This is a genomic window from Citrobacter sp. Cf132 (assembly GCF_030333885.1).
Lineage (GTDB): Bacteria > Pseudomonadota > Gammaproteobacteria > Enterobacterales > Enterobacteriaceae > Citrobacter > Citrobacter freundii.
The window spans coordinates 501,369-525,891 of record NZ_JAOWFA010000071.1; the positions used below are offsets into that span (position 1 = coordinate 501,369).

The window sequence follows — 24,523 nt, forward strand, 5'->3', positions numbered from 1 at the left end:
TCTTTTGGACTCAACCTTTTTAATCTGTGGCGACCAGACAGTGAATTTATCTCTGACCAAACGACTGTGGATAGGCTTTGCGCTGATGGCGGCACTGACTCTTATCAGTACGCTGACAGGCTGGTATAACCTGCGTTTTGTCAGCCAGGTTGAGCAGGCCAATACCCAGGCGCTAATTCCAACCATGGATATGGCGCGCCAGCTCAGCGAGGCCAGTGCCTGGGAACTGTTTTCCGCACAAAATCTAACCACCGCAGACAATGAAAATATGTGGCTGGCTCAGGGGAGAATGCTAACCGCCCAGAGTCTGAAAATAACCACATTACTCAAAACTCTTCGTGAACAGGGCTTTGATACCTCGGCCATTGAACAACAGGAAAAAGAGATCGCCCAGTCGTTAAGCCATCAGGGGGAGATGGTTGGCGAACGCCTGAGATTACGCGCTCAACAGCAACAACTTAGCCAGACAATTATTGAGGCCACCGCTGACGTTGCCGAAATGGCGCGAGGCCAGGCCAGCAATGCAGCTACTTCGGCGGGCGCCACGCAGGCAAGCATTTATGATTTAATTGAGAGTCATCAGGGGCAAGCGGCTGAACACGCGTTGGACAGGCTCATCGATATCGATCTGGAATATTATAACCAGATGAATGAGCTGCGCCTGAGCGCGCTACGCGTGCAGCAAATGGTGATGAATCTGGGGAATAACCAGGCGCAGAATAACCTGGCTGCGCTGGAAAGCCAGTTGAATGCCGCCGTCAGAGTGCTTCACCGCCGACAAATACGTATTGAAGATCCAGTGGTGCGCACTCAGGTGGCCGACACCATCAATACGATTAGCCGTTATATTGAGCTGCTGTCCCTGTATCGCCAGGATAATGACATCACGACCCAATTGCAGATCTTATCGCAGAATAATATCGAACAATTTACCCGTTTCAGTAGCGAAGTCAGTCAGTTGGTGGAAATCATCGGCCAACGCAATCAAAGCGGACTGGCGCATCTCAAACAGGCCAGCCAGCGCGGGCAAAACTTGCTGCTGCTGTTAGGTGGCGTGTCATTATGTTTGCTGATTCTTATACTTTGGCGTGTGGTTTATCGTTCAGTCACACGCCCACTGGCACAGCAAACCCAGGCGTTGCAGCGTCTACTTGAGGGGGATATTGACTCCCCCTTTCCGGAAACCGCAGGCGTTCGCGAGCTGGATACCATCGGGCGGTTGATGGATGCCTTTCGCAGTAGCGTTCACGCCCTCAATAACCATCGCAAACATCTGGCCGCACAGGTTAAAGCTCGCACCGCCGAGCTGCATTCTATGGTATCTGAACACCGGCAGGCCCGTGCAGAAGCTGAAAAAGCTAACCAGGCAAAATCGGCGTTTCTTGCCGCTATGAGTCATGAAATACGCACTCCGTTGTATGGTATCCTGGGCACTGCGCAGTTGCTCTCAGACAATCCAGCCCTGGCACAGCATCGGGAAAATCTACGCGCAATCACCGACTCGGGCGAGTCTCTGCTGACCATCCTCAACGACATCCTCGACTATTCCGCCATCGAAGCCGGTGGAAAGAATGTGGCGATAGGCGATGAGCCTTTTGAACCCAAACCCTTGCTGGAAAGTACGCTTCAACTCATGAACAGCCGCGTTGCCGGTCGCCCGGTCGTGCTGGTTGCGGATTTTGCCGATGACGTTCCCGCTTCCCTGCGTGGCGATCCGCGCCGTATCCGGCAAATCATTACTAACTTACTAAACAACGCACTACGCTTTACCGATCGAGGACACATAATCCTGCGTAGTCGGCGTGAAGATCAGGACTGGTATGTTGAGGTTGAGGATACGGGATGCGGAATTGACCCTGCCCGTCAGCACGATATTTTTCAGCCGTTCGTTCAGGTAAGCGGTAAACGCGGAGGAACCGGGCTCGGACTCACCATCAGCGCCAGTCTCGCCAAGGCAATGCAGGGAGAGCTAAGCGTTACCAGCACACCCGGCGTCGGGAGTTGTTTTCAGCTGCGTCTGCCATTGCGGGCAACCACGATGCCCGTCATTAAACCCGCACAACGCTCCATATCGTTACAGGGCTTACGCTTATTGCTTATCGAGGATAATCCTCTTACGCAGCGAATCAGCACAGAAATGCTCACTCTCAATGGCGCACAGGTCACCGCTGTCGACTGTGCCGAGGAGGCGTTAAGCCTGTTGCGGGAAGATGCCAGCTTTAATGCTGCTCTGGTTGATTTCGATCTTCCGGATATCGACGGGATCACGCTGGCACAGCAGTTAGCCCACGACTATCCGGCACTTAACCTGATCGGCTTTAGCGCACACGTCATCGACGAAACGCTAAACCAAAGAACCAGTACCCTGTTTCTCGGCATTATTCAAAAACCGGTTCCCCGGGATGAACTCAGTCGACTTATTACGCATTATCTGCACGCCAACGAGTCTCTCCCGCTTGCATCAGACAATGACAACAAACGGTTAGATTTTCAGCAATTGGCTGGGGATATCCAGGTCATGGGATGGCAAAAGGTGCACGAATGGTTAGCGCTCTTTAAGCAACACACCCTTCCTTTATTAGATGAAATTGACACGGCGCGAGATTTAAATGAGCGCGAGCAGATAAAACGTCTGGCACATCAGCTCAAAAGCAGCTGCGCCAGCATGGGAATGCGCTCAGCCAGCACGATGTGTGCAGCACTTGAACAGCAGCCGTTGGGTGATTTTTCACTCAGAGAGGAGATCCAACAAAGTCTTTATGAGGTAGAACATTGGCTGGAAGCAGAAAAACCGTCCCGCGCGTAACGGTGCGTTGAAGCTGAGCATAGGGACTAACTTTGAATGGTACGCCCTGTAGGATTCGAACCTACGACCTACGGCTTAGAAGGCCGTTGCTCTATCCAACTGAGCTAAGGGCGCATTGCGAAGTGATTACTTCATGCAGATGAAACGCGTGAATTATACGGTCAGCGCCTGCTGAGTCAATGCCTTTTATTTCAGTTGCTGGCGAAGTGTACGAATGTTGATTTTTTCTGCTTGTTCAAGGGTATCCAGGAAATCACCTGGTAACAACTCAGCCCACGAAACGCCAGATTTAAGGATACATGTATTTAGAATATTTATGATTTTGCTTAACATTCCCTTACCCCTCCAGTGGTTCAGGAACTCTTTAATGTTAAGTATCGCCATCAAGGAAGAAAACAGTCACTTCGAACATGGACTGAAAATCATCATCTCCCATCTGGCAAATCAGTGGCATCAGGAGATCTGCTTTTTACCTGTCGAGAATATCGATCGCGCTGACATCGCGTTTATCTCCCTGGATGAAGATTGGCTCAGCGCCGATTGCTATCAGATTCCGATCCATACCCGCCGCCAACACCGGGTTGTCATCTGCAACAGAAATGATAAAGATAAGCTGATGTTCCGGCCCTGCCTGTACATGTTGCCGCTGATCTATCGAGAAGATGACGTTGAGGAAATGACTAAAAAATTAGTCCCCATCCTGCAAAAACGTGCGCTGCGCAGCAACGTGCCTGCAACTATCTGCCATTACTGCACTACCCGCAACTTTTCTGTCGACGAACGCAAGTTCTTAATGTTTCTCGCCAGCGGATATACCTTAGCCGAAACGGCTCACTTACTCTCAATAAGCGATCTTCAGGCCAAAGCGACCCGCCGCGGCATAATGAAAAAGCTGCATGTGAAAAACGATCAGCAATTCTTAAGATACATCCGCGCCCATCTGAATTTTCTACAAAATTAGACGGGGTATCTCTGCCTAATTTTTATTGAGAAATATCTCATCCTCGATTAAGTATCGACTCCTACTGTACCTATCCTCTGACTGCCAGAATAATCCAGCCATACTATTTCCGGGGTAACAGAAAGACACACCCGGTAATATTTTATCTAATATCAGAGAGAGGTTGAACTGGATAAAACGATCTTTTGGGCATTGAGTAAGACATCAGAAAACTTCCGGCAGATTATTCTGATGGGATACGCAATTGCCAGTCTGATGATTGTTGAAGTACTGAAACCCAACGGCACAAGGACATTGACCTTTACGCTGGCAAAAATTTGGGTCAGGGATGTTTATAGTCAGCAATTTATCCAGACCTGCCGCAACAGAAATGGAATGGAAAAGGATGCACAGCGCAAAACGCCGGGACCGCTATCGCCGCATACGAAACACTAACTGTACCTGGCAATATCCCCACTGTACCTCACAAGTATTTGACCGGCTCGAGTATCTGGCGCAAAAACTCGAATACACATTACCGGACGACACTATATCTCAGGCGATAATTACAACAGACTACTACCTGGCCTACGCGTTAAGTCGACATTTATTCTCAGGCACACGTACGGCGGTCTTCCAGAGCGTTGAGTCGGCCTTACCCAGCATGCAAGAACCAGTAATTAGCCAGTTAGTGATTGACATAGAAAGCTTAACACTCCCCTATTTCGATATACTTGAACGTTTGCGCCAGCTAATTAAGCAGCGTAATGACATCCAGATCTTCATAATGCTTTCAAGTCGTGATGAAGACCTGACTACCTTTATTTCACTATCCGGTCCATTTTATATCCTATCACGCAATTCACGCCTTCCGGAGGTGCGTCACGCCTTATTATCGCCGGTTCCTGACTATATTCATTCCAGGCGCATAAATCAGCTCGATTGGGAGATGATTGCCTTACTTTTACAAGGTAACTCCTTAAAAAAGATTGCATTGTTACAAACACAACCCTACCACCGTATCATCTATCGACTGAACCAATTGATTACGCGCCTGGGGTTACCCAGCAGACAACGCTTTTTGCATCTGATACACCGCCTCAACGTTACCTCTCTTCATTTAATTTAACACCATAACCCTATGTGCGATAAGATTTTTTAGGAAACTACTTATTCTTGAATAAGAAAAAAGATCTAATTTTTACAAATATTTAATATTTACAACTATTCCTGGTATTATGCCTGGTGCCACTGTCACACTTAACCTTACTGATTCTGTGCATTTCAATATAAAAAAGCCTAATTGCAGTCTTAACAAAACCTAAACAATTGGTTTATTGTATCGTTTTTACTATTTAAAAAAAATTTTCAATCTGCCATAATTCGAACTGCAGATAAATAATACCAATAGTCATTAACGCATCTGGGTCTTTCAGAATATCCTAACTGACATTAACAACCGGGATGTTGTAAGTCTTTTCCGAAAGAACAGAGCAGGTATAATCCCCACAGTTTCCTGATTAATTGTTAGTTTTCCCGGTGTGAAATGGATTTTCCACAAATTCATTGTTCTGCAGAAGAACAACCGAATAAACAAGGATGAAATAATATTTATTCGGTTTTCCCGCAGAACAATTCTTGGCTATTTGACAATATTATAACGCCTGATGTTTTATCAAATTCGCAAGATACGCAAACAGTTTGAGGCATACAACAATGAAACCAGCATCCGTTATCATTATGGACGAACACCCTATTGTCAGAATGTCGATAGAAGTACTACTCGAGAAAAACAGTAATATTCAGGTAGTATTGAAAACCGACGACAGCCGTACGGCAATAGAACACCTGCGCACATACCCGGTCGATCTTGTCATCCTGGATATTGAACTACCTGGTTCGGATGGATTTACATTACTCAAGAGAATAAAGTCTCTGCAGGAGAAAACTCGGGTGCTGTTTCTCTCTTCTAAATCGGAGTCTTTTTATGCCGGGCGTGCTATCCGGGCCGGTGCAAATGGTTTTGTCAGTAAACGAAAGGATCTCAATGATATCTACAATGCGGTAAAAATGATTTTATCGGGATATTCTTTTTTCCCGTCGGATACCCTTAATTTCATTAACAATATAAACGCACAAAAAGGTGTGCTGAATGACATGCCGCTCTCTAACCGCGAGGTTACGGTTTTGCGTTATCTGGCAAACGGTCTGTCCAATAAGGAAATTGCTGAACAGTTGTTACTCAGCAATAAAACGATTAGCGCTCACAAGGCGAATATCTACTCCAAGCTCGGGTTGCACACCATCGTTGAGCTGATCGATTATGCAAAAATGCATGAGTTAATGTAATAACACTCCCGGCGAGATGTCGTTCGGGAGCGTTTTGTCAGCTTATTGATTAGTTATAGTTAATCATAAACGTGGCATCAGCCCTGGCGACGCTAGGCTGAACTCCATCGGCTAACGCGATATAGTTGGCGAAAAAGGTCAGCGTGGCATTGCCGTTCTCATCAATCCCCACGGCCTGGCTCGCCTGTTCGAGCGGTAATCGCGTACGATCGCTGTCGTGCAGTTCAATCGCCACCTTTTGCGCCATGACCGCATCATCAAGCGCCAACAGCGTCGTGCCCGGAGCCGGAGTACCGGAAAACGTTATCGATGCGGATCCCGGCGGGCAACCTTCAAGCTTCAGCGTAAACGCGACCGGTTGAGTGGTATCTCCGCTGGTCTGAAGCTGCTTTGTCGGCCAGGTCCCCAACTCCACTGACTTATTGCTGTCGCTGGCAATCACCGCACAGGTAAAGTCCACCACGTTGCCACGCAGCTCAATATTGATTTCCCCCAGCGACGAGGCGGCATGGCCCAACGAACTGAATGTTAGCAGGGACACCATCGCCAGAAGCGCCCCTGCGAATGGTGTTTGCTTGTTAGTCATAATCCACTCGCAGATAGCCACGAGCCGTAAAAGGCCCTTCGGTAGGTTTATTCCCCGTCACGCTGACCGGCCATGCCCGAATACCGACCCTGGCTGCGGCGTTATCATCCAATTGAAATGGGATATTGCTGGACAAATTGTTAGGCGTCAGCGGGTTACCACTGCTATCGGCGACGATAAAACCTAAATCCGGGTTGTCAGAAACCATCATTTGTCCGGTGGCTTTCTCAGCCTCTACACGCATGGTCAAGTAGGCCTGTGCGGCGACGTTGGTGCATTTTATCGCCACGGTTTTGGTCTGCGGATTAATGCCTTCGGGCCGGTTTCCTGCCCCCGCCTTACTAAACAACGATGCGCCAATATCGCCAAAATCAAACTCAACAATCTGCCCGGCGTTCACCTCACAGTTTTGTGGAACCTCCACCTTACCGCTGTAGCTGATAGTATACACCGGCGTGCTTAGTGCATCTCCGGAACTGGTCGTGACATAGACGCTGAACATCGTCTGACGCGGAATCGGAACCATGTTAATAAACGAGCGGATCACTTTGAGTTTAAACACCAGGTTTGAATCCTGTACGCCAAAAGGCTTCTGCTTCGAAACGTTCGAGTCAACGCCCATACGGATATAATTTCTTGGAGGATAAAACAGCCCGGCGTAGCTGTCGGTGATGCTCATGGCACCCAGCAGGTAGTCATTGAGCTTCAGATACTGAAAACCACCCTCGGTACTTTGAACAGGAAGTTCAGTGACATAGCTTCGATAGGTGTAATTCACCGACGTTCCGGCCGGACAGGTGGCATTCACGCCAATCCAGCCCGATTTTTCCGGTAACGTTACCACCTGTCCCGGCTGGTTGTTGCTGCTGTTAAAGACATTCGACAAATCGTAAAAAACATCCGTTGGCGTGCCATTCGAGTTATGGCAGACCGTCGCCCATGACGAATGGGCCATCAGCAGTAAAGCGCTTCCCAGTAACAAACCCGTTTGTCTTTTCATCGTATTATTCCTGTCGTGCCGTTGGAGATTCGCACGTCACGTTCGTGAGCGTCACCGCCTGTTTCAGACTCTCCTCAGGCAAGGCATAGCGCGCCACGCAGCGAGCGTTTGCGCCTTCCCCCCATTGGATCAGCAACTCGCCTTTTAGCGGCAGACCACTGAGATAAATTTGCCCGTCTTCGCCCACCATACTGGTCACGCCGCTGGTGTTTTCCCGCACAATAGAGCCAAACGGCACGGGTTTACCGGCATATTTGGCGGTAATCAGCGCCCGCACACCGATTCGTGTATCAAACGCCGCTCGCACCAGCGCCCCTTGCGTTGGTACTACGCTGCTGACGTTATTTTCCACATCGGTATTGTTGTTCATGGAATTGGTGTCTAACGCGACGCGGTTATAGCGATAGACGGTGGCATACGGCATCACCGCGTATCCACGCCAGTCGGTTTGAACGCCGGTCTGGTTTTCTATCCGCACACCCTGTGCGCCAGGCGCTTTAATCAGCACGTTGGTATCACCCAGAGGCTGACTGAGAGTAATGCCATCCGCATGCCCCACCACGCCGCCAGAGAGTTGCCAGTTGTAGTCATGCTGATCGCGATCGTAGTTGTATCCCACGCCCAGCGTGCCATAGGCCGCCTGCCAGTTGGCACTGGCGTTTCCGCTGTAGCCATTGGTGCTGCTGTGCCCCTGATTCACGCTGTAGCTCAGGTTGCGTCCATCCAGCAACGTACCGCCGATCCCGCTCTGCCAGCTGTTTTGTCCATTGCTATTACGGTTAGCATTAAAGGTGGCGTAGGTGCGATCGAAGGCGCTATCTCGCGAGTAGCGCCGTCCGCTCAGCAGGCTGAACGGTATTGACATATTGAACGCGACAATACGGTCGGTGTCGGAGATGCCAACCGATTCATTCCACGACCAGGAGAGTGAATAGCTAATACCTTGCCAGCCGCTGGCATAGCCCAGTTGATACCAGGTATTGGTGTCTGAGGTATTCCAGTACGTTTGCTGACTACCCGAGACATACAGCGATCCGTAATCCCCCAGATTCTGCGAAATGTTTATCTGGAAACGGCCCTTTTTGCTGTAGCTCAGGTTGTGGTAACTCTTCACATCGGGCACATCGTGGCGATTGCCCTCGCTGTCGTATTCGTACTCATAGCCTTCCATACTGCGATACGCCACATCGTCGAGGGTATAGAAACCACGCGTAGAGTAGCGATATCCCAACAACTGAAAGTTGGTGCCAAAATTGTTCAGCGATTTCGCATATAGAAAACGCAATGACTGCCCCTGATGCGTACTGTCATCCGCCAGTTGGCTGCGGGCATGGGTCAGATCGACAGAAACCGCCCCCCAGTCCCCCAGGTTTCGGCCGGTGCCTAAAACCACCGCCGTGTAGCGGGAGGCCAACTGCGTACCGCCGTAAGCGGTGTAGCCTTCTGGTAACCCAGCAATTAATGTTCCCTGGAAAAAGAATGGAGAAGATTGTTGGCTATTGCCGCTGCGAAAATCCCCTGCGACCACGTCATATTTGAAACGCCCTTCTCGTTGTAACAAGGGAACCGTGGAGTACGGCACCGTATAGCGCTGTTGGCTGCCGTCCTTTTCGTCCACCGTCACCTCAAGGTCACCGCTGGATGACGTCGGGTTGAGATCGGTTATCGAGAAAGCGCCCGGTGAAACATAGCTTTGATAAATCACATAGCCATTCTGACGAATGGTTAGCTTTGCCGCTGTTCGCGCAATACCGCGAACGGTAGGCGCGTAACCCTGTAAGCTGTCGGGATACATACTGTCTGAGGAATAGAGCCGCGCCCCGCGAAATCCGACGCTGTCAAAAACGTCGTTGCCGGTGTTGCTGTCACCCATCACCAGCTCGCCCTTCAGCGGGATAATCGCGCGCTGAAGCCATGTGCCGATGTTTTTCCAGCTTTGTGAGTGATATCCGTCACCTTTGGAATAGCTCCATGCGCCGTTATTTCTCAAGCGCCAGGGGCCATAGTTCAGGCCACTGAGCATACTTAAGAAATAGCTGTCCGTATCACTCCCGCGACTGCCGGTGAAACTGTAGTTAACCAGCGCGGCCGGGATGCCTTCATCCCACTCTTCCGGTGGAATATAGCCACGCGCGCTGTTTAACATCGACGCCTGCGGCAGGCTGACGTTTAGTCGCAGGGTAGAAAAATCAAACGCAATCTCGCTACCTGGAATCGCCTCAGGTAGATTGATGCAGGTATCGTTCGCATCCTTATTGAGTGCCGGAAACGCGGCGATATTGACACCAAGGCGCTTTACCCAGTCGAGCCCAAAGCACGGCATCAGCCCACCGGACTTCTCCCCGGCTTTTCCCGCGCTGGTCGTAAAACGAATATCCTGAGTAGCCACAAACTCATCGTTGCGCCAGATATCCACGCGATAAACACCTTCAGGCTGGTGATTACCTTTTTCAAAACGTGATAAATCCGCCACGGTTGCCGTATCCGCAGATAAAAAGGCCGGATTAAAATAGCTTTCACCATGGCTTAAAGAGGGAAAGAGCGCCGCCAGCGTGGACAACGCCACCCCCGCCAGCGGTGGCGTAACCCCCGGAAACAGGCCAGGAAAATACGTTGTCTTATTCATCGTTATCTCAACGCACGCTAACCGTTTGGGCCGGGGTCACAGCGCCATAATCATTGACCGTCTGGAACGTAACGTTGCCCTGCACGCCTGTTGGCAACAGAACCTGCGCATCGCTTTTCGGTGCAACCATCACGTTATCGACCTTCGTTTTCCCCACGTTGAGATTGACCAACGTGACGTAATACGCTGACGGATTGTTAATTTTCAGGTGGTTGCCGGAACGGGAGAATTTCAGCATCCCGGGCGCATCTTCCGGAATTTGCGGCAAATTATTCGGGCGCACAAAAAGCTTGATGCGGGACAGAATCGCCAGTTGCAGAACGTTTTTGCCCTCAAGGCTGTTTTTATTGACTGACGGAATGGCTTTTACGTTCATCCAGAACAGCGACTCACGATCTTTGGGCAACGGAACACCTGCATAGATAATACGCAACGTGTTTTCGCTTTTGGGCTCGCTGACAAACAACGGAGGCGTAACCACAAACGATGTTTCTTTAACACCTGCGCTATTCTCAATCCATGAATTGACCAGGTAACGTTCTTTGGTATCACTATTGCTAATAGACAGTGACGTTTGTTTGGCATCGGCTGGATAAATAACACGGGTAGCGCCTAATGCAATGCCTCCGGCAGCCTGAACACTGGCAACAGGAAATAAGAATAGTAAAAGGATAAAACCTGATTTTAGATAATTAAACATAGCTACAAATACCTTTGGTGTGATTATCGTTGGGAAATAAATCAGGGATAAACCAACGTAAACCACACGTCTGAACGAAGCGTTCCCGGCGTTATATTTTCCGAGACAGCCCGATAACGAGCAGTGAAATGAAACGTCATCTCTTGCGTTATAATCGGCGCATAATGAAGCGGCAGCGCATTCGGAATAATTTGCCGTTGGCGCTGGTCAAATAACGCCAGGCCGATCCCCGAAGCCGCAGACGCATCTCCACTGGCAAGGAAAACCTGCGGATCTTCCGCTGGCGTCACGCCTGCAAACGCAATCCCAACGTGGTCATAAACATCGGAGCTGCATGACGTTAAGCGCAGTGAAAACGGCACGCTGGTAGAGGCAAAGCTCCCCGTCCCGGAGAAAGCATTGGTGCGATACTGCCCCATTTGCACCCGCAAATTTTGGCTGTCAGTAGCGACCGTACAGGCACCATTGACGAGCTGCCCCCGTAAGTGAAGGCGGCCACTTTCCAGTATTACCGTATGTGCAAACACAGGCAGTACGCACAGCATTCCCGCCAGCGCCACGCCTTTCCCTATCATCTGCCACATCCTTCATCATCCCCGGAAATTGCCTCATCCAGTGAGGCGAACGTCATCCTTGCGCAAATCAAAACGGCTTATTCGTACTTCATGATGAACGTCGCGTCGGCATTTGCCTGACCCGGCGTAGCGCTGGTGGCAGTGGCTTTGTAACGCGCAGAGAAACGCAGGGTGTTGGTTCCTTCTACCAGCGCCTGAGCGGTAGAGAAGGTGGCTCCATCCGGCTTCAGCGCGGTGGACGTGTTGTCCAGAATTTCGATACCTACACCGCCAGCAGTAGTGGTGTTATTCCCTGAAGAAACAGCCAACAGAGCCGAGTTGGTGGCATCTGCCTGACCAGAGAAAGCAACGGCTGCGGTTGCAGCAACTTTCGGATCACAATCGTTCAGCACGATGGAGAACGGAATTTGTGCCGTTGTATCACCTACTGCGGCAAAACTGGCAGTACGATACTGGCCTAAGGTGACAACCTGATCGGATGACTGAGTACTGACTGCACAGGCTGCATTGACCAGTTCACCTTCAAAATGCACAGTACCGCCGCTCACACTTACCGGATCGGCTGCAACCGCAGCACCTGCGACTAACATCAGGCTGGCAATAACAGAAGAGGTCATTAATTTACGTTTCATGGATTTCCCTTGAATTACACACATCCGGCTCCAGCATCCTGCGGGATCCGTTTTCATTATCGACATTAAATGTCAGGCTAATTATCTCTGCATCCTGTAAAGATATATATCGCAAGAGAATTAGCTAACCTTTTACCCCGACTCTCCTGAGTATTTGATTTACTAATTATCCTTCGCGAATATGACTATTCGTCACAGCGATAAATTAAACATTTCAATTAATGAAAAATACCTGCAAATCCTTTTAATAGCCCTGGCTAATTCTTAATGGGATCTAAGAAAAGTCTTGGTTAATATTACCTAAATGCCGCCGTAATAGTACGTAACAGTCTGGTTTATGAAGCATTACCCATAAAGAACCCAGGGTGATGAGATGTTTCATTCACGTTAATTTTAATTAGCATGCTTATTATTTATTCGTAAGGCTTCAGCCTTTGTGCCGACACCATTTGCAGCCCGTGACGGCCCTGGCGCACATAAAAACGCAAACGAAAACTGACAGCACGTCCCGCTTCTGACAAAATAGTGGCATCCCCTTCGATTTAACGTAACAGACGGAATCCTCTCTCTGATGGCAGCAAAGATTATTGACGGTAAAACGATTGCGCAGCAGGTGCGCTCTGAGGTTGCTCAAAAAGTTCAGGCGCGTTTAGCGGCTGGATTACGCGCCCCAGGCCTGGCTGTTGTGCTGGTAGGCAGCAATCCGGCTTCGCAAATTTACGTCGCGAGTAAACGCAAAGCCTGCGACGAAGTGGGGTTCGTCTCCCGCTCCTATGACCTGCCCGAAACCACCAGCGAGGCGGAGCTTCTTGAGCTGATCGATACGCTCAATGCAGATACCACCATCGACGGTATTCTGGTACAACTGCCGTTACCTGCCGGTATCGACAACGTTAAAGTGCTGGAGCGTATTGCACCAGATAAAGACGTTGACGGTTTTCATCCGTATAACGTCGGTCGCCTGTGCCAGCGTGCGCCGCGCCTGCGTCCTTGTACCCCGCGCGGTATTGTGACTCTGCTTGAGCGTTACAACATCGACACCTACGGCCTTAATGCGGTCGTCATTGGCGCTTCAAACATCGTCGGTCGCCCAATGAGCATGGAACTGCTGCTGGCTGGCTGCACCACCACCGTCACCCATCGCTTCACCAAAGATCTGCGTCGCCACGTTGAGCATGCTGACCTGCTAATTGTTGCCGTCGGTAAACCGGGCTTTATTCCTGGCGAGTGGATTAAAGAAGGTGCGATTGTGATTGATGTCGGCATCAACCGTCTGGAGAATGGTAAGGTTGTTGGCGATGTGGTCTTTGAAGATGCTGCCGCACGCGCATCATATATCACGCCAGTGCCGGGCGGCGTTGGCCCCATGACCGTAGCCACACTTATCGAAAACACGCTGCAGGCGTGTGTTGAATATCATGATGTAAAGGACGTTTAAGATGGCCACATTTTCACTGGGTAAACACCCACATGTTGAACTCTGCGATCTGCTGAAGCTGGAAGGCTGGAGCGAAAGCGGCGCCCAGGCAAAAATTGCTATTGGCGAAGGGTTAGTTAAGGTCGATGGCGTTGTTGAAACGCGTAAACGATGCAAAATCGTTGCCGGACAGACCGTGAGCTTTGAAGGTCACAGCATTAGCGTCGTGGCGTGACCCTAAGTGCCGGATGAGGTAAACACCGTATCCGGCCACTTCTCCCTCTCGTTTTCAGATAATGACTTCATCCCCGCTTCACAGTGAACTGTTAGCATGCTGTTTTTCCACACGAAGCGATCATCATGCCCACTATTGTTACCCACGCAGCCGTTCCGCTCTGTTTAGGGTTAGGTCTCGGACTTAAAGTCATACCCCCACGATTACTGTTTGCTGGCGTCGTTCTGGCTATGCTGCCAGATGCCGATGTGTTGTCATTTAAGTTCGGTGTCGCCTATGGCAATGTGTTTGGCCACCGGGGATTTACCCACTCACTGCTGTTCGCCTTCGCGGTACCTCTGCTCTGCGTGTTGATTGGCCGACGATGGTTTAAGGCGGGATTGATTCGCTGCTGGCTATTCCTGACGGTTTCACTGCTGTCACACAGTCTGCTGGATTCCGTTACGACAGGCGGCAAAGGCGTCGGCTGGCTGTGGCCGTGGTCGGATGAACGCTTCTTTGCACCGTGGCAGGTGATTAAAGTCGCCCCGTTTGCGCTATCACGCTACGCCACACCGTATGGGCATCAGGTAATAACTTCGGAGTTGATGTGGGTATGGCTGCCGGGCGTTATGATGATGGGTGTGCTGTGGTGGTACAAACGTCATTAATAGTGCCTGATGGCGCTACGCTTATCAGGCCTACCGATCATTCCATCGTAGGCCGGATAAGACGTAAGCCGCCATCCGGCAATATAGAGCGTTACTTACGACGCCAGGTGGTGCCCTGCGGGCCGTCTTCCAGCACGATGCCCATCTCATTGAGACGGTCACGCGCGGCATCAGCTGCCGCCCAGTCTTTCGCTTTACGCGCATCTAAGCGCTGTTGGATTAACGCTTCAATTTCAGCAACTTCACCGTCATCCGCCTGCGCCCCGCTTTGCAGGAACGCTTCCGGATCCTGTTCCAGCAGTCCCAGCACGCTGGAGAGCTTGCGCAGATGCGCAGCCATACCGTTAGCCGCCGCCATATCTTCACCCTTCAGGCGGTTAACTTCACGCGCCATATCAAACAGCACGGAGTAAGCTTCCGGCGTGTTGAAGTCATCGTCCATCGCTTCAATGAAACGTGCTTCAAAGGCCTCGCCACCCGCAGGGGCAACGGATTTGTCGGTACCGCGCAGTGCAGTGTACAGACGCTCCAGCGCAGAACGCGCCTGTTTCAGGTTCTCTTCGCTGTAGTTGAGCTGGCTACGATAGTGACCCGACATCAGGAAGTAGCGAATGGTTTCGGCGTCGTAGTATTTCAGCACATCGCGCACGGTAAAGAAGTTGCCCAGCGATTTAGACATTTTCTCGCGGTCAACCATCACCATCCCGGAGTGCATCCAGTAATTAACGTACTCACCGTCATGCGCACAGGTGGACTGCGCGATTTCGTTTTCATGGTGCGGGAACATCAGGTCCGAACCGCCGCCGTGAATATCGAAATGGTTACCCAGTTGTTTGCAGTTCATCGCCGAACATTCGATGTGCCAACCCGGACGACCTGCGCCCCATGGAGACGGCCAGCTCGGCTCGCCTTCTTTGGACATTTTCCACAGCACGAAGTCCATCGGGTTACGCTTCACATCAACCACGTCAACGCGAGCACCCGCCTGCAGCTGATCCAGATCCTGGCGTGACAGCTGACCGTAGTTCGGGTCAGTCGGCACGTCGAACATCACGTCGCCGTTATCAGCAACGTAAGCGTGACCTTTGGCAATCAGCTGCTCAGTGATTTCGATAATTTCAGCGATATGGTGCGTAGCGCGCGGCTCCAGATCCGGGCGCAGAATATTCAGCGCATCGAAATCGCTATGCATTTCCGCGATCATTCTGTCGACCAATGCGACAAAGCTTTCACCGTTTTCATTCGCGCGCTTGATGATTTTGTCATCAATATCGGTAATGTTGCGTACATACTTCAGCTTATAGCCGAGGAAGCGCAGGTAGCGCGCGACGACGTCGAAAGAAACAAAGGTACGTCCGTGGCCAATATGACAGAGATCGTAAACGGTAATACCACACACGTACATGCCGACTTCCCCGGCATGAATAGGTTTGAATTCCTCTTTTTGGCGCGTCAGTGTATTAAAGATTTTTAACATCGAAGATTCCGTGTAGACGTGTGTGGATAGTAAAGTCTGTATAATACCCATAATTTAGACCGGAAGCAGCACACTTTGCGAGGTGATCACAGCTTGCGGTTATGCTATAACACACCCCTAACTCTGACCCCTGACGGGGTCGAAGCACCAATCTATCGGAACAGGATGCAAAAATGGTTACTTTCCACACTAATCACGGCGATATCGTAATCAAAACGTTTGATGATAAAGCGCCTGAAACAGTTAAAAACTTCCTGGACTACTGCCGCGAAGGTTTTTACAACAACACCATTTTCCACCGTGTTATTAACGGTTTCATGATCCAGGGCGGCGGTTTCGAGCCAGGAATGAAGCAAAAAGCCACGAAAGAAGCGATCAAAAACGAAGCGAACAACGGTCTGAAAAACACCCGTGGTACGCTGGCAATGGCGCGTACTCAGGCTCCGCACTCCGCAACCGCACAGTTCTTCATCAACGTTGCTGACAACGACTTCCTGAACTTCTCCGGTGAAAGCATGCAGGGTTGGGGTTACTGCGTGTTCGCTGAAGTTGTTGAAGGCATGGACGTGGTTGATAAAATCAAAGGCGTTTCCACCGGTCGCAGCGGTATGCACCAGGATGTGCCAAAAGAAGACGTTATCATCGAAAACGTGACCGTCAGCGAGTAATCGTGGCGACACTGTTTATTGCAGATCTTCATCTCTGCACAGAAGAACCGGCGATCACCGCCGGTTTTCTGCGTTTTTTAGCCGGCGATGCGCGCAAGGCCGATGCGCTATACATTCTCGGCGACCTGTTTGAAGCCTGGATTGGCGATGACGACCCGAATCCGCTGCATCATGAAATGGCCGCAGCGATAAAAACGCTGGCAGATTCCGGCGTCCCCTGCTTTTTTATTCACGGCAACCGTGATTTTCTGCTCGGCAAACGTTTTGCCCGTGCGAGCGGCATGACCTTGCTTCCCGAAGAAAAAGTGCTCGATCTGTATGGCCGCAAGGTGCTGATCATGCATGGCGACACCTTATGCACCGACGACGCAGGCTATCAGGCGTTTCGCGCCAAAGTGCATCAACCCTGGCTACAGAAGCTGTTTCTCGCCCTGCCCCTGTTTGTTCGCCAGCGCATTGCCGCAAAAATGCGCGCCAACAGTAAAGCCGCCAACAGCAGTAAATCGCTGGAAATCATGGATGTGAATCCGCAGGCCGTGATTAACGAGATGGAAAAACATCAGGTCCAGTGGTTAATTCACGGACATACACACCGTCCGGCTGTCCACGAACTCACGGCCAATGAGCAACCCGCTTTCCGCGTGGTATTAGGCGCATGGCATACCGAAGGCTCAATGGTGAAAGTCACGCCCAGCGACGTTGAGCTAGTCGCGTTTCCGTTTTAATTCTGCAGATATCCAGTTCCTCTTTACACAAAACTATTCGAGTTGCATCGAGGCGGCAAATCTGTGAGTCCCCGGGAGCTTACAAAAGTAAGTGACTGGGGTGAGCAGATGCAGCCAACAAAGAGGCAGCTTGAAGAGTGAAGTGTAAAGCGCGCAATCGTTTTCCTTGAAGGTTAATTATGCTATTCTCTGTGGCCTCAAAAGTCGAGTGTAGTGCACCACAGGAGTTTTCAGACGCATGTCTTCCCGCAATAATCCGGCGCGTGTCGCCATCGTGATGGGGTCCAAAAGCGACTGGGCTACCATGCAGTTCGCCGCCGAAATCTTCGAAATCCTGGACGTTCCGCATCATGTTGAAGTCGTCTCCGCCCACCGCACCCCAGACAAATTGTTCAGCTTCGCCGAAAGCGCTGAAGAGAACGGTTTTCAGGTGATTATTGCCGGAGCCGGTGGCGCAGCGCATTTGCCAGGCATGATTGCGGCGAAAACGCTGGTGCCAGTTCTCGGCGTTCCGGTGCAAAGCGCAGCGTTGAGCGGCGTAGATAGCCTCTACTCCATCGTTCAAATGCCGCGCGGTATTCCGGTCGGCACGCTGGCGATCGGCAAAGCGGGTGCGGCCAATGCGGCCCTACTGGCAGCGCAAATTCTGGCTACACACGACAACGCATTACACCAGCGTCTGGACGACTGGCGCAAAGCACAAACCGATGAGGTACTGGAGAATCCGGACCCGCGAGGTGCGGCATGAAGCAGGTCTGCGTACTCGGTAACGGTCAGCTAGGACGCATGCTGCGCCAGGCCGGCGAGCCGCTGGGCATTGCGGTCTGGCCCGTCGGGCTGGACGCTGAACCGGCTGCTGTCCCTTTTCAGCAAAGCGTGATCACCGCAGAGATTGAGCGCTGGCCGGAAACGGCGCTCACTCGCGAACTGGCGCGCCACCCGGCGTTTGTTAACCGCGACGTCTTCCCGATTATTGCCGACCGTCTGACGCAAAAGCAGCTTTTTGACAAGCTCGGTCTGGCGACCGCGCCGTGGCAACTGCTGGCAGATAAAAGCGAATGGTCTGCGGTATTCGACAAACTCGGCGAGCTGGCGATCGTCAAGCGTCGCGTCGGCGGCTATGACGGTCGTGGACAGTGGCGTTTGCGCGCAAATGAAACCGCACAACTGCCGGATGATTGCTATGGCGAGTGCATCGTCGAGCGGGGAATCAACTTCTCTGGCGAAGTCTCACTGGTTGGCGCTCGGGCGCATGACGGCAGCACCGTTTTCTATCCCCTGACCCATAACCTGCATCAGGACGGTATTCTGCGCACCAGCGTGGTGTTCCCGCAGGCTAACGCCAGACAGCAGGCACAGGCTGAAGCGATGCTCTCTGCCATCATGCAGGAGCTGGGCTATGTCGGCGTGATGGCGATGGAGTGTTTCATCACCCCGGAAGGTCTGCTGATCAACGAACTGGCTCCGCGCGTGCACAACAGCGGGCACTGGACGCAAAACGGCGCCAGCATTAGCCAGTTTGAGCTGCACCTGCGTGCCATTACCAACCTGCCGTTACCGACGCCGGTGGTGAACCATCCTTCGGTGATGGTAAACCTGATTGGTAGCGACCTGAACTACGACTGGCTGAAGCTGCCGCTGGTACACCTGCACTGGTATGACAAAGAAGTGCGTGAAGGGCGTAAGGTGGGTCACCTGAACCTGAGCGACAGCGATACCGCGCGCCTTAGCGCGACACTGGAAGCGCTTATCCCCCTGCTGCCGCTGGAATATGCCAGCGGTATTATCTGGGCGCAGTCAAAGCTGAAATAAGCCATTAATGCCGGGGAATGGATTTTATCCTTCCCCGGCCCCTCCCCTGGCGCGTAAAATCCCCTCCATTGCTGTTTTGTATTTTCAGGATCAAACATGAACGATGGAACGGACTATCGCGCAATTCTGCTCGCTGGTACGCCTTTAATCGATGTACGCGCCCCCGTCGAATTTCAGCAGGGCGCCATGCCGGGCGCAATAAACCTTCCCTTAATGAACGATGACGAACGTGCTGCCGTGGGTACCTGTTACAAACGTCAGGGGCCTGAGGCCGCCCTCGCGCTCGGCCATCAACTGGTCTGTGGCGAGACTCGCCAGCAACGCATGAAGGCCTGGCTGAATGCCTGTCGTCAAAATCCTGCGGGCTACTTATGCTGCGCGCGCGGCGGCCAGCGTTCGCACATTGTGCAGCAATGGCTGCACGAGTCCGGTACTGACTACCCGCTAATACAAGGCGGTTATAAAGCATTGCGTCAGGCGGCGATTCAACTGACTGAAGAGCTGGTACAAAAACCGATCGTCTTAATAGGCGGCTGTACCGGGAACGGTAAAACGCAGCTAGTGCAACAGCAGCCAAACGGTGTGGATCTCGAAGGTCTGGCGCACCATCGCGGTTCCTCGTTTGGTCGCACCGTTGAGCCGCAGCTGAGCCAGGCAAGCTTTGAAAACCTGCTGGCGGTCGAAATGCTGAAAACCGACAGCCGTCAGGATCTGCGTCTGTGGGTACTTGAAGACGAAGGCCGCATGATCGGCGCTAATCATCTGCCCGAATGTTTGCGCGAACGCATGAGCCAGGCTGCTATTGCGGTGGTGGACGATCCTTTTGAGCTACGGCTGGAGCGACTGCGCGAAGAGTATTTTGTGCGCATGCACCACGATTTCACTCACGCTTATGGCGAGAGTCAGGGCTGGCAGGAGTACAGCGAGTATCTGCACCACGGTCTGTTTGCTATCCGCCGTCGTCTGGGTTTGCAACGTTTTGCCGAGCTGACCACCCTGCTCGACGTGGCTCTGCGCGAACAGCAGGCAACGGGCAGCACCGACGCGCATATGGGCTGGCTGGTGCCGTTGCTCAACGAGTATTACGACCCGATGTATCGCTATCAGCTGGAAAAGAAAGCCGCGAAAATCGTCTTTCACGGCTCATGGCAGGAGGTGGCTGACTGGCTTAGCGTACAGTAATCAATGTCTGTCGCGCTTGTCTGCGCGTTTCGCCAACCAGTCGCCCAGCACCTGAACGACTTGCACTAGAATAATCAGCGCCACCACGGTGACGATCATGACCTGGGTTTCGTAGCGGTAATAACCAAAGCGAATCGCCAGGTCGCCGACTCCACCGCCGCCAACGATACCGGCCATTGCGGAGTAACCGATCAGACTCACCAGCGTTATCGTCAGCCCACGCAGCAGACCCGCGCTCGCCTCCGGTAACAGAACGGTGCAGATGATGCGCATCGGGCTGGCGCCAAACGCTTCCGCCGCCTCGATAATGCCTTTATCGACTTCACGTAGCGCGCTATCAACCAGACGGGCATAGAAAGCAATTGCAGCTACCGAAAGTGGGACCGATGCCGCGATGGGTCCAATGGTATTGCCGAGCAAAAACTGGGTTAGCGGCAACAACAGAACCAGCAGGATCACAAACGGCACCGAGCGGATAATATTCACCAGCACGGAGCTGAGCAGATACACAAAACGGTTCTGCCAGAATAAATGCCGGTCGGTAACGAAAATAAGAAAACCGAGCGGCAGACCGCCAATAATCGCCAACAGCGTAGAGATGCTCAGCATCTGGAAGGTTTCATTAAACGCCAGCGTCAAATCAGGCAATAAATCATCCACGAATCACCTCCACCTGTGCAGTACGTTGACGAATATGTTCCACGGCGACATCCACCGCAGAAGGGTTATGCGGCGCGGTCAGTTGCACCACCAGAATCCCCAGCGCACGTTCGCCGATATATTCAATTTTGCCGTGCAGAATGTTCACCGCCACGCCAAATTTAACCGCCACTTCTGACAACACCGGCTGTTCTGCCGAATCGCCGATAAAAAGAATTTTCAGCAACTGGCCGGGCAGATGCTGGCGCAGACGCTCGGGTAGCGTCAGATTGAGGGTATGCGACACCAGTTGCTGAGTGAAAGCGTGCTGCGGGTGAGCAAAAACATCAAACACCTCACCAGACTCCACCACCTTGCCACCGGACATCACCGCCACGCGATCGCAAATCGATTTGATTACGTTCATCTCATGGGTGATCAGCACGATCGTGATCCCCAACTGTTGGTTGATCTGCTTAAGCAACGCCAGAATCGTGGCCGAGGTTTCGAGATCTAACGCGGAAGTGGGTTCATCACACAGCAGCACATCCGGGTGATTGGCAATTGCGCGGGCAATACCCACACGCTGCTTTTGCCCACCGCTGAGCTGAACCGGAAAACGGTTCGCCTTGTCTGATAGCCCCACCAGCGACAGGATTTCGCTCACGCGCGGGCCAATTTTACTGCGTTCCCATCCGGCAGCCTTCAGGCTAAAGGCGACGTTTTGTGCCACGGTACGGGTATGCATCAGATTAAAATGTTGAAAAATCATCCCGATACGCTGACGGGCTTTACGTAGATGCGCGCCTTCCAGTGCGGAAATTTCTACGCCGTTCACCTTAACGCTTCCCTGGCTCGGACGCGTTAAGGCGTTCAGGGTGCGCAGCAGCGTACTTTTTCCCGCGCCGCTGGTCCCGACAATGCCAAATATCTCACCTGCGCCAATGCGCAAGCTAACGTCATCAACCGCCCGGGTTGATGCTCCACGGCCTGCGCTAAAATCTACGCAAACTTTCTCAATCTCAATCATAGCCACCTCAGAAATGCGAAAAGGGCAGTCGTCGCTGCCCCTGTTAACCCTTGTGCGCAGCGATTATTGGGCTGCCGACATCCATTCCGGTTTCTGGAAGGCGCTGTAGATATTTTGCGGATCGTCGATCACCGCACGATACGCCGGAGATTTCACCGCCTCGACAATATCTTTCGCAAATGGTTTATCCGCATCTTCACTGCGTACCGCAATGATATTTTTCAGATTTTCGTCCAGGTGTTCCTGCTTGATGGCGCTGGCGAGATCCAGTTTTGCCGCTACGGCAAAGTTGCCGTTGACCAGCGCACCGGTCACACCGTCCAGCGTACGCGGCAGTTGTGCCGCTTCCAGCGGTTTAAACACCAGCCCTTTCGGGTTGCTGGCAATATCGCGCTCGGAGGCTTTAGTTGGATCGATGTTATCTTTGATGGTGATAAGGCCAATAGACTGCAGAAAACGCAGACCGCGAGCCAGGTTGGTGGGATCGTTGGAAAGCGTGATCACATCCCCTTTTTTCAATTCATCCAGGCTTTTGATTTTATGTGAGTAAAAACCCATCCCGGCCGTCGGGACCACAATCAGCTTGCTCAGTTTCAGGCCTTTATCGGCGGTGAATTTGTCAAAATAGAGTGAATGCTGGAACAGGTTAGCATCGATGCTGCCATTGGAGAGCGCCATGTTAGGCTGCACGTAGTCGCTGAATTCGCGTACTACTACCTTATAGCCTTTCTCTTTCAGCGTAGGGGCAATGGCTTGTTTTACCATATCGCCGTACGGCCCAGGTGCGACGCCAAATACGATGGTGTGCGGATCACTGTTCGCATGAGCAAATTGTAATCCACAGGCCAGTAACAGCGCCCCGGTCGCGACGCGTAAACTCTGACGCAATCCCATAATCTCTCCATTTTAACGTTGTGGTGTCATGTCTCACGCCGTTCTTGCGGCGTTGTTCTTGTTGGCCTGTTAACAGGCTGATTGTTAACATGACACAGATCACAACCTGCTGTCCTTGAAATTATTTCATGATGTTGCAGAGTGTGTTTTTAAATGTGAGAAGGCATGAAAAAGCCGGATGTCGGCACAAGTGCCTTATCCGGCCTACAAATAACGCGATCCCCCTGCTCTCGTAGGCCCGATAAGCGCAAGCGCATCGGGCGGCAGGCGTTCGATTAGAAGTCGTAACGCAGACGCACCAGGTTCATGTCGCCCAGATTGTCGGTGCTGGAGGTGAAGACGTGTTCGTAATCCACACGGAAACCGTAATCCAGCTGGAAGCTGATACCCACACCGTTGTCGGTACGCAGGTAGTTACGGCCATTCACGTATTCAATACGATCGCCCATAAAGTATGGCTGCACGGATTTCAGCGCATACTGGCCAACCGGGAAGGTATATCCCGCAAAGTATTCCAGACCCCAGGCGTCACCGGCAAAATAGTCATTAACAGAGACTTTTTTGGTGGTCATGAAGTTTTGATACCAACCGCCGCCCAGCGAGAAAGTCCAGTTGTCCGGTTTCCAGCTCAGCGCAGTACCGACGATGTTTTGATCGTAGGTTTTGCTGGTGTTGCCACGCATTTCCGCGCGGGTGTAGTTCCACGCCGTACCCCAGGTCAGGTCATCGGTGATGTGATAATCCACACCCAGGGAGCCGCCGCCTTTACGTTTGTAGCGCAAACCGTTGTTCGGGTTGTAGTCATCGCTGAACAGATAAGACGCGTAAAGATCAACATCGCCTACCGTATTTTTATACTTCAGTGACTTACGTGTACGATAGGAACCGTCGTAGTCGCCATTGATACCGTTACCTGGCGCCTGGCCGATCATGTCGTAGTCCCAGATATCCGTTTTCGCGCCCACCACATCATAGTAAATGCTGTTCTGTTGACCGAAGGTCAGCGTACCCCAGGTCGCGCTCTTCAGACCGGTGTACAGCATACGACGCGTAGTATCGTTGGCGCCGTTAGCATAGTGATTGTCCCAGTTGAACATCGCCGGGAAGTTAACGCCCAGCTCGTAATAGCTCACCCAACTGATGTCATCAAACAGATAGTAGTCAGCAGCGAAGCGGAAACGCGTTCCACCGTCGAAGCCATTACGTTTGTAGCCATTCTTACCATCGTCACCGGCCATATTCTGGAACTGCGGACGAATACTCCCGCCGACGGTGAAATTAAGACGGCTCAGCGGGTTGCCCGCCTGCGGATCTTGTTTCAGGACCGTGATTTCCGCCTGGGAGGCGAAAGTCGTTAATGCCACTGCTGCGCCGATCGATACCGCCAGCGCCGTTTTTTTTATAGTCATTATTTGTACCTTGATAGATAGCCTGCCAATTATTCAGCATACAAATATTAACGTTTATTAATACACTCGTGTTGTCGGGTTTTTATTGTTCTGTGCTGTTAAATATCAATGAGTTATCATTTTGTGCTACATAGATAAAAAAAAGCACCGATTTAAAAAAACCGGTGCGTA

The 24,523-nt window shown here is 51.7% G+C and carries 23 protein-coding genes and 1 tRNA gene; 12 read left to right on the forward strand and 12 right to left on the reverse strand.

The window, feature by feature from the left end; all coding sequences use genetic code 11:
• The first annotated feature begins 40 nt into the window (after positions 1–40).
• Positions 41–2,806, forward strand: coding sequence for a TMAO reductase system sensor histidine kinase/response regulator TorS (gene torS, locus OGV85_RS22940; protein WP_072291307.1), 2,766 nt, complete (start codon positions 41–43; stop codon positions 2,804–2,806).
• Positions 2,807–2,843: 37 nt separating this feature from the next.
• On the opposite strand, the gene OGV85_RS22945 is transcribed toward torS, so the two are convergent.
• A tRNA-Arg gene (locus OGV85_RS22945) sits at positions 2,844–2,920 on the reverse strand.
• A 253-nt stretch (positions 2,921–3,173) separates the two neighbouring features.
• Here OGV85_RS22945 and fimW point away from each other — a divergent pair.
• From fimW to fimZ, 3 genes are all read left to right on the forward strand, one after another.
• Entirely contained in the window at positions 3,174–3,767 is a 594-nt protein-coding gene (gene fimW, locus OGV85_RS22950) for a fimbria biosynthesis transcriptional regulator FimW (protein ID WP_016149736.1), read from the forward strand.
• Positions 3,768–4,152: 385 nt separating this feature from the next.
• Positions 4,153–4,875, forward strand: a complete 723-nt coding sequence (fimY, locus tag OGV85_RS22955; RefSeq protein ID WP_061547888.1) for a fimbria biosynthesis regulator FimY — start codon at positions 4,153–4,155, stop codon at positions 4,873–4,875.
• 587 nt (positions 4,876–5,462) lie between these two features.
• Positions 5,463–6,095 (forward strand): fimbria biosynthesis transcriptional regulator FimZ, encoded by a 633-nt coding sequence (gene fimZ, locus OGV85_RS22960; RefSeq protein ID WP_003021902.1) that lies wholly within the window; start codon positions 5,463–5,465, stop codon positions 6,093–6,095.
• A gap of 49 nt (positions 6,096–6,144) precedes the next feature.
• Here the strand turns inward: fimZ and sfmF are convergent, their stop codons facing one another.
• The 6 genes from sfmF to fimA form a co-directional block, all read right to left on the reverse strand.
• Positions 6,145–6,681, reverse strand: a complete 537-nt coding sequence (gene sfmF, locus OGV85_RS22965; protein ID WP_061547889.1) for a fimbria assembly protein — start codon at positions 6,679–6,681, stop codon at positions 6,145–6,147.
• Complete coding sequence (gene fimH / locus OGV85_RS22970; protein WP_032948736.1) at positions 6,674–7,681, reverse strand: type 1 fimbria D-mannose specific adhesin FimH; 1,008 nt, start codon at positions 7,679–7,681, stop codon at positions 6,674–6,676. Before fimH ends, sfmF begins: the two co-directional genes overlap by 8 nt.
• Before the next feature lie 4 nt (positions 7,682–7,685).
• Positions 7,686–10,307 carry a fimbrial biogenesis usher protein gene (locus tag OGV85_RS22975; RefSeq protein WP_032948735.1) on the reverse strand — a complete coding sequence of 874 codons (2,622 nt, stop codon included), beginning with the start codon at positions 10,305–10,307 and terminating at the stop codon, positions 7,686–7,688.
• Between the two features lie 7 nt (positions 10,308–10,314).
• A complete protein-coding gene (gene fimC / locus OGV85_RS22980) occupies positions 10,315–11,007 on the reverse strand; it encodes a type 1 fimbria chaperone FimC (protein WP_016149733.1) in 693 nt (230 codons plus the stop codon).
• A 41-nt stretch (positions 11,008–11,048) separates the two neighbouring features.
• Complete coding sequence (gene fimI / locus OGV85_RS22985; protein WP_003847496.1) at positions 11,049–11,582, reverse strand: type 1 fimbrial protein subunit FimI; 534 nt, start codon at positions 11,580–11,582, stop codon at positions 11,049–11,051.
• A gap of 77 nt (positions 11,583–11,659) precedes the next feature.
• Positions 11,660–12,214 (reverse strand): type 1 fimbrial major subunit FimA, encoded by a 555-nt coding sequence (gene fimA, locus OGV85_RS22990; protein ID WP_032947919.1) that lies wholly within the window; start codon positions 12,212–12,214, stop codon positions 11,660–11,662.
• 571 nt (positions 12,215–12,785) lie between these two features.
• On the opposite strand from fimA, the gene folD reads away from it, so the two are divergent.
• The 3 genes from folD to OGV85_RS23005 all read left to right on the forward strand — a co-directional run bounded on the left by folD (position 12,786) and on the right by OGV85_RS23005 (position 14,516).
• The gene (gene folD, locus OGV85_RS22995) at positions 12,786–13,652 is read left to right on the forward strand and encodes a bifunctional methylenetetrahydrofolate dehydrogenase/methenyltetrahydrofolate cyclohydrolase FolD (protein WP_003021887.1); all 867 of its coding nucleotides are present in this window, start codon (positions 12,786–12,788) and stop codon (positions 13,650–13,652) included.
• A gap of 1 nt (position 13,653) precedes the next feature.
• Positions 13,654–13,866 carry a ribosome-associated protein YbcJ gene (ybcJ, locus tag OGV85_RS23000; protein ID WP_003021885.1) on the forward strand — a complete coding sequence of 71 codons (213 nt, stop codon included), beginning with the start codon at positions 13,654–13,656 and terminating at the stop codon, positions 13,864–13,866.
• Between the two features lie 125 nt (positions 13,867–13,991).
• Entirely contained in the window at positions 13,992–14,516 is a 525-nt protein-coding gene (locus OGV85_RS23005) for a metal-dependent hydrolase (RefSeq protein ID WP_061547890.1), read from the forward strand.
• A 91-nt stretch (positions 14,517–14,607) separates the two neighbouring features.
• Here OGV85_RS23005 and cysS read toward each other — a convergent pair whose 3' ends face one another.
• Positions 14,608–15,993, reverse strand: a complete 1,386-nt coding sequence (cysS, locus tag OGV85_RS23010; protein WP_003831109.1) for a cysteine--tRNA ligase — start codon at positions 15,991–15,993, stop codon at positions 14,608–14,610.
• Between the two features lie 173 nt (positions 15,994–16,166).
• Between cysS and ppiB the strand changes: the two genes are divergently transcribed.
• From ppiB to mnmH, 5 genes are all read left to right on the forward strand, one after another.
• On the forward strand, positions 16,167–16,661 hold the full coding sequence (ppiB, locus tag OGV85_RS23015; RefSeq protein WP_003021875.1) for a peptidylprolyl isomerase B: 495 nt from the start codon (positions 16,167–16,169) through the stop codon (positions 16,659–16,661).
• A gap of 2 nt (positions 16,662–16,663) precedes the next feature.
• On the forward strand, positions 16,664–17,386 hold the full coding sequence (gene lpxH, locus OGV85_RS23020; RefSeq protein ID WP_061547891.1) for a UDP-2,3-diacylglucosamine diphosphatase: 723 nt from the start codon (positions 16,664–16,666) through the stop codon (positions 17,384–17,386).
• Between the two features lie 238 nt (positions 17,387–17,624).
• A complete protein-coding gene (gene purE / locus OGV85_RS23025; RefSeq protein WP_003021871.1) occupies positions 17,625–18,134 on the forward strand; it encodes a 5-(carboxyamino)imidazole ribonucleotide mutase in 510 nt (169 codons plus the stop codon).
• Positions 18,131–19,198, forward strand: coding sequence for a 5-(carboxyamino)imidazole ribonucleotide synthase (purK, locus tag OGV85_RS23030; RefSeq protein WP_061547892.1), 1,068 nt, complete (start codon positions 18,131–18,133; stop codon positions 19,196–19,198). Before purE ends, purK begins: the two co-directional genes overlap by 4 nt.
• A 96-nt stretch (positions 19,199–19,294) precedes the next feature.
• The gene (gene mnmH / locus OGV85_RS23035; RefSeq protein ID WP_061547893.1) at positions 19,295–20,380 is read left to right on the forward strand and encodes a tRNA 2-selenouridine(34) synthase MnmH; all 1,086 of its coding nucleotides are present in this window, start codon (positions 19,295–19,297) and stop codon (positions 20,378–20,380) included.
• Here the strand turns inward: mnmH and OGV85_RS23040 are convergent, their stop codons facing one another.
• The 4 genes from OGV85_RS23040 to OGV85_RS23055 form a co-directional block, all read right to left on the reverse strand.
• Positions 20,381–21,040 (reverse strand): methionine ABC transporter permease, encoded by a 660-nt coding sequence (locus OGV85_RS23040; protein ID WP_003021866.1) that lies wholly within the window; start codon positions 21,038–21,040, stop codon positions 20,381–20,383. It lies immediately after the preceding gene.
• Positions 21,033–22,049, reverse strand: a complete 1,017-nt coding sequence (gene sfbB / locus OGV85_RS23045; RefSeq protein WP_003835783.1) for a virulence-associated ABC transporter ATP-binding protein SfbB — start codon at positions 22,047–22,049, stop codon at positions 21,033–21,035. Before sfbB ends, OGV85_RS23040 begins: the two co-directional genes overlap by 8 nt.
• Positions 22,050–22,112: 63 nt before the next feature.
• On the reverse strand, positions 22,113–22,943 hold the full coding sequence (locus tag OGV85_RS23050; protein ID WP_003021862.1) for a MetQ/NlpA family ABC transporter substrate-binding protein: 831 nt from the start codon (positions 22,941–22,943) through the stop codon (positions 22,113–22,115).
• A gap of 275 nt (positions 22,944–23,218) precedes the next feature.
• Positions 23,219–24,352, reverse strand: coding sequence for a porin (locus OGV85_RS23055; RefSeq protein WP_003021860.1), 1,134 nt, complete (start codon positions 24,350–24,352; stop codon positions 23,219–23,221).
• Positions 24,353–24,523 lie beyond the last annotated feature (171 nt).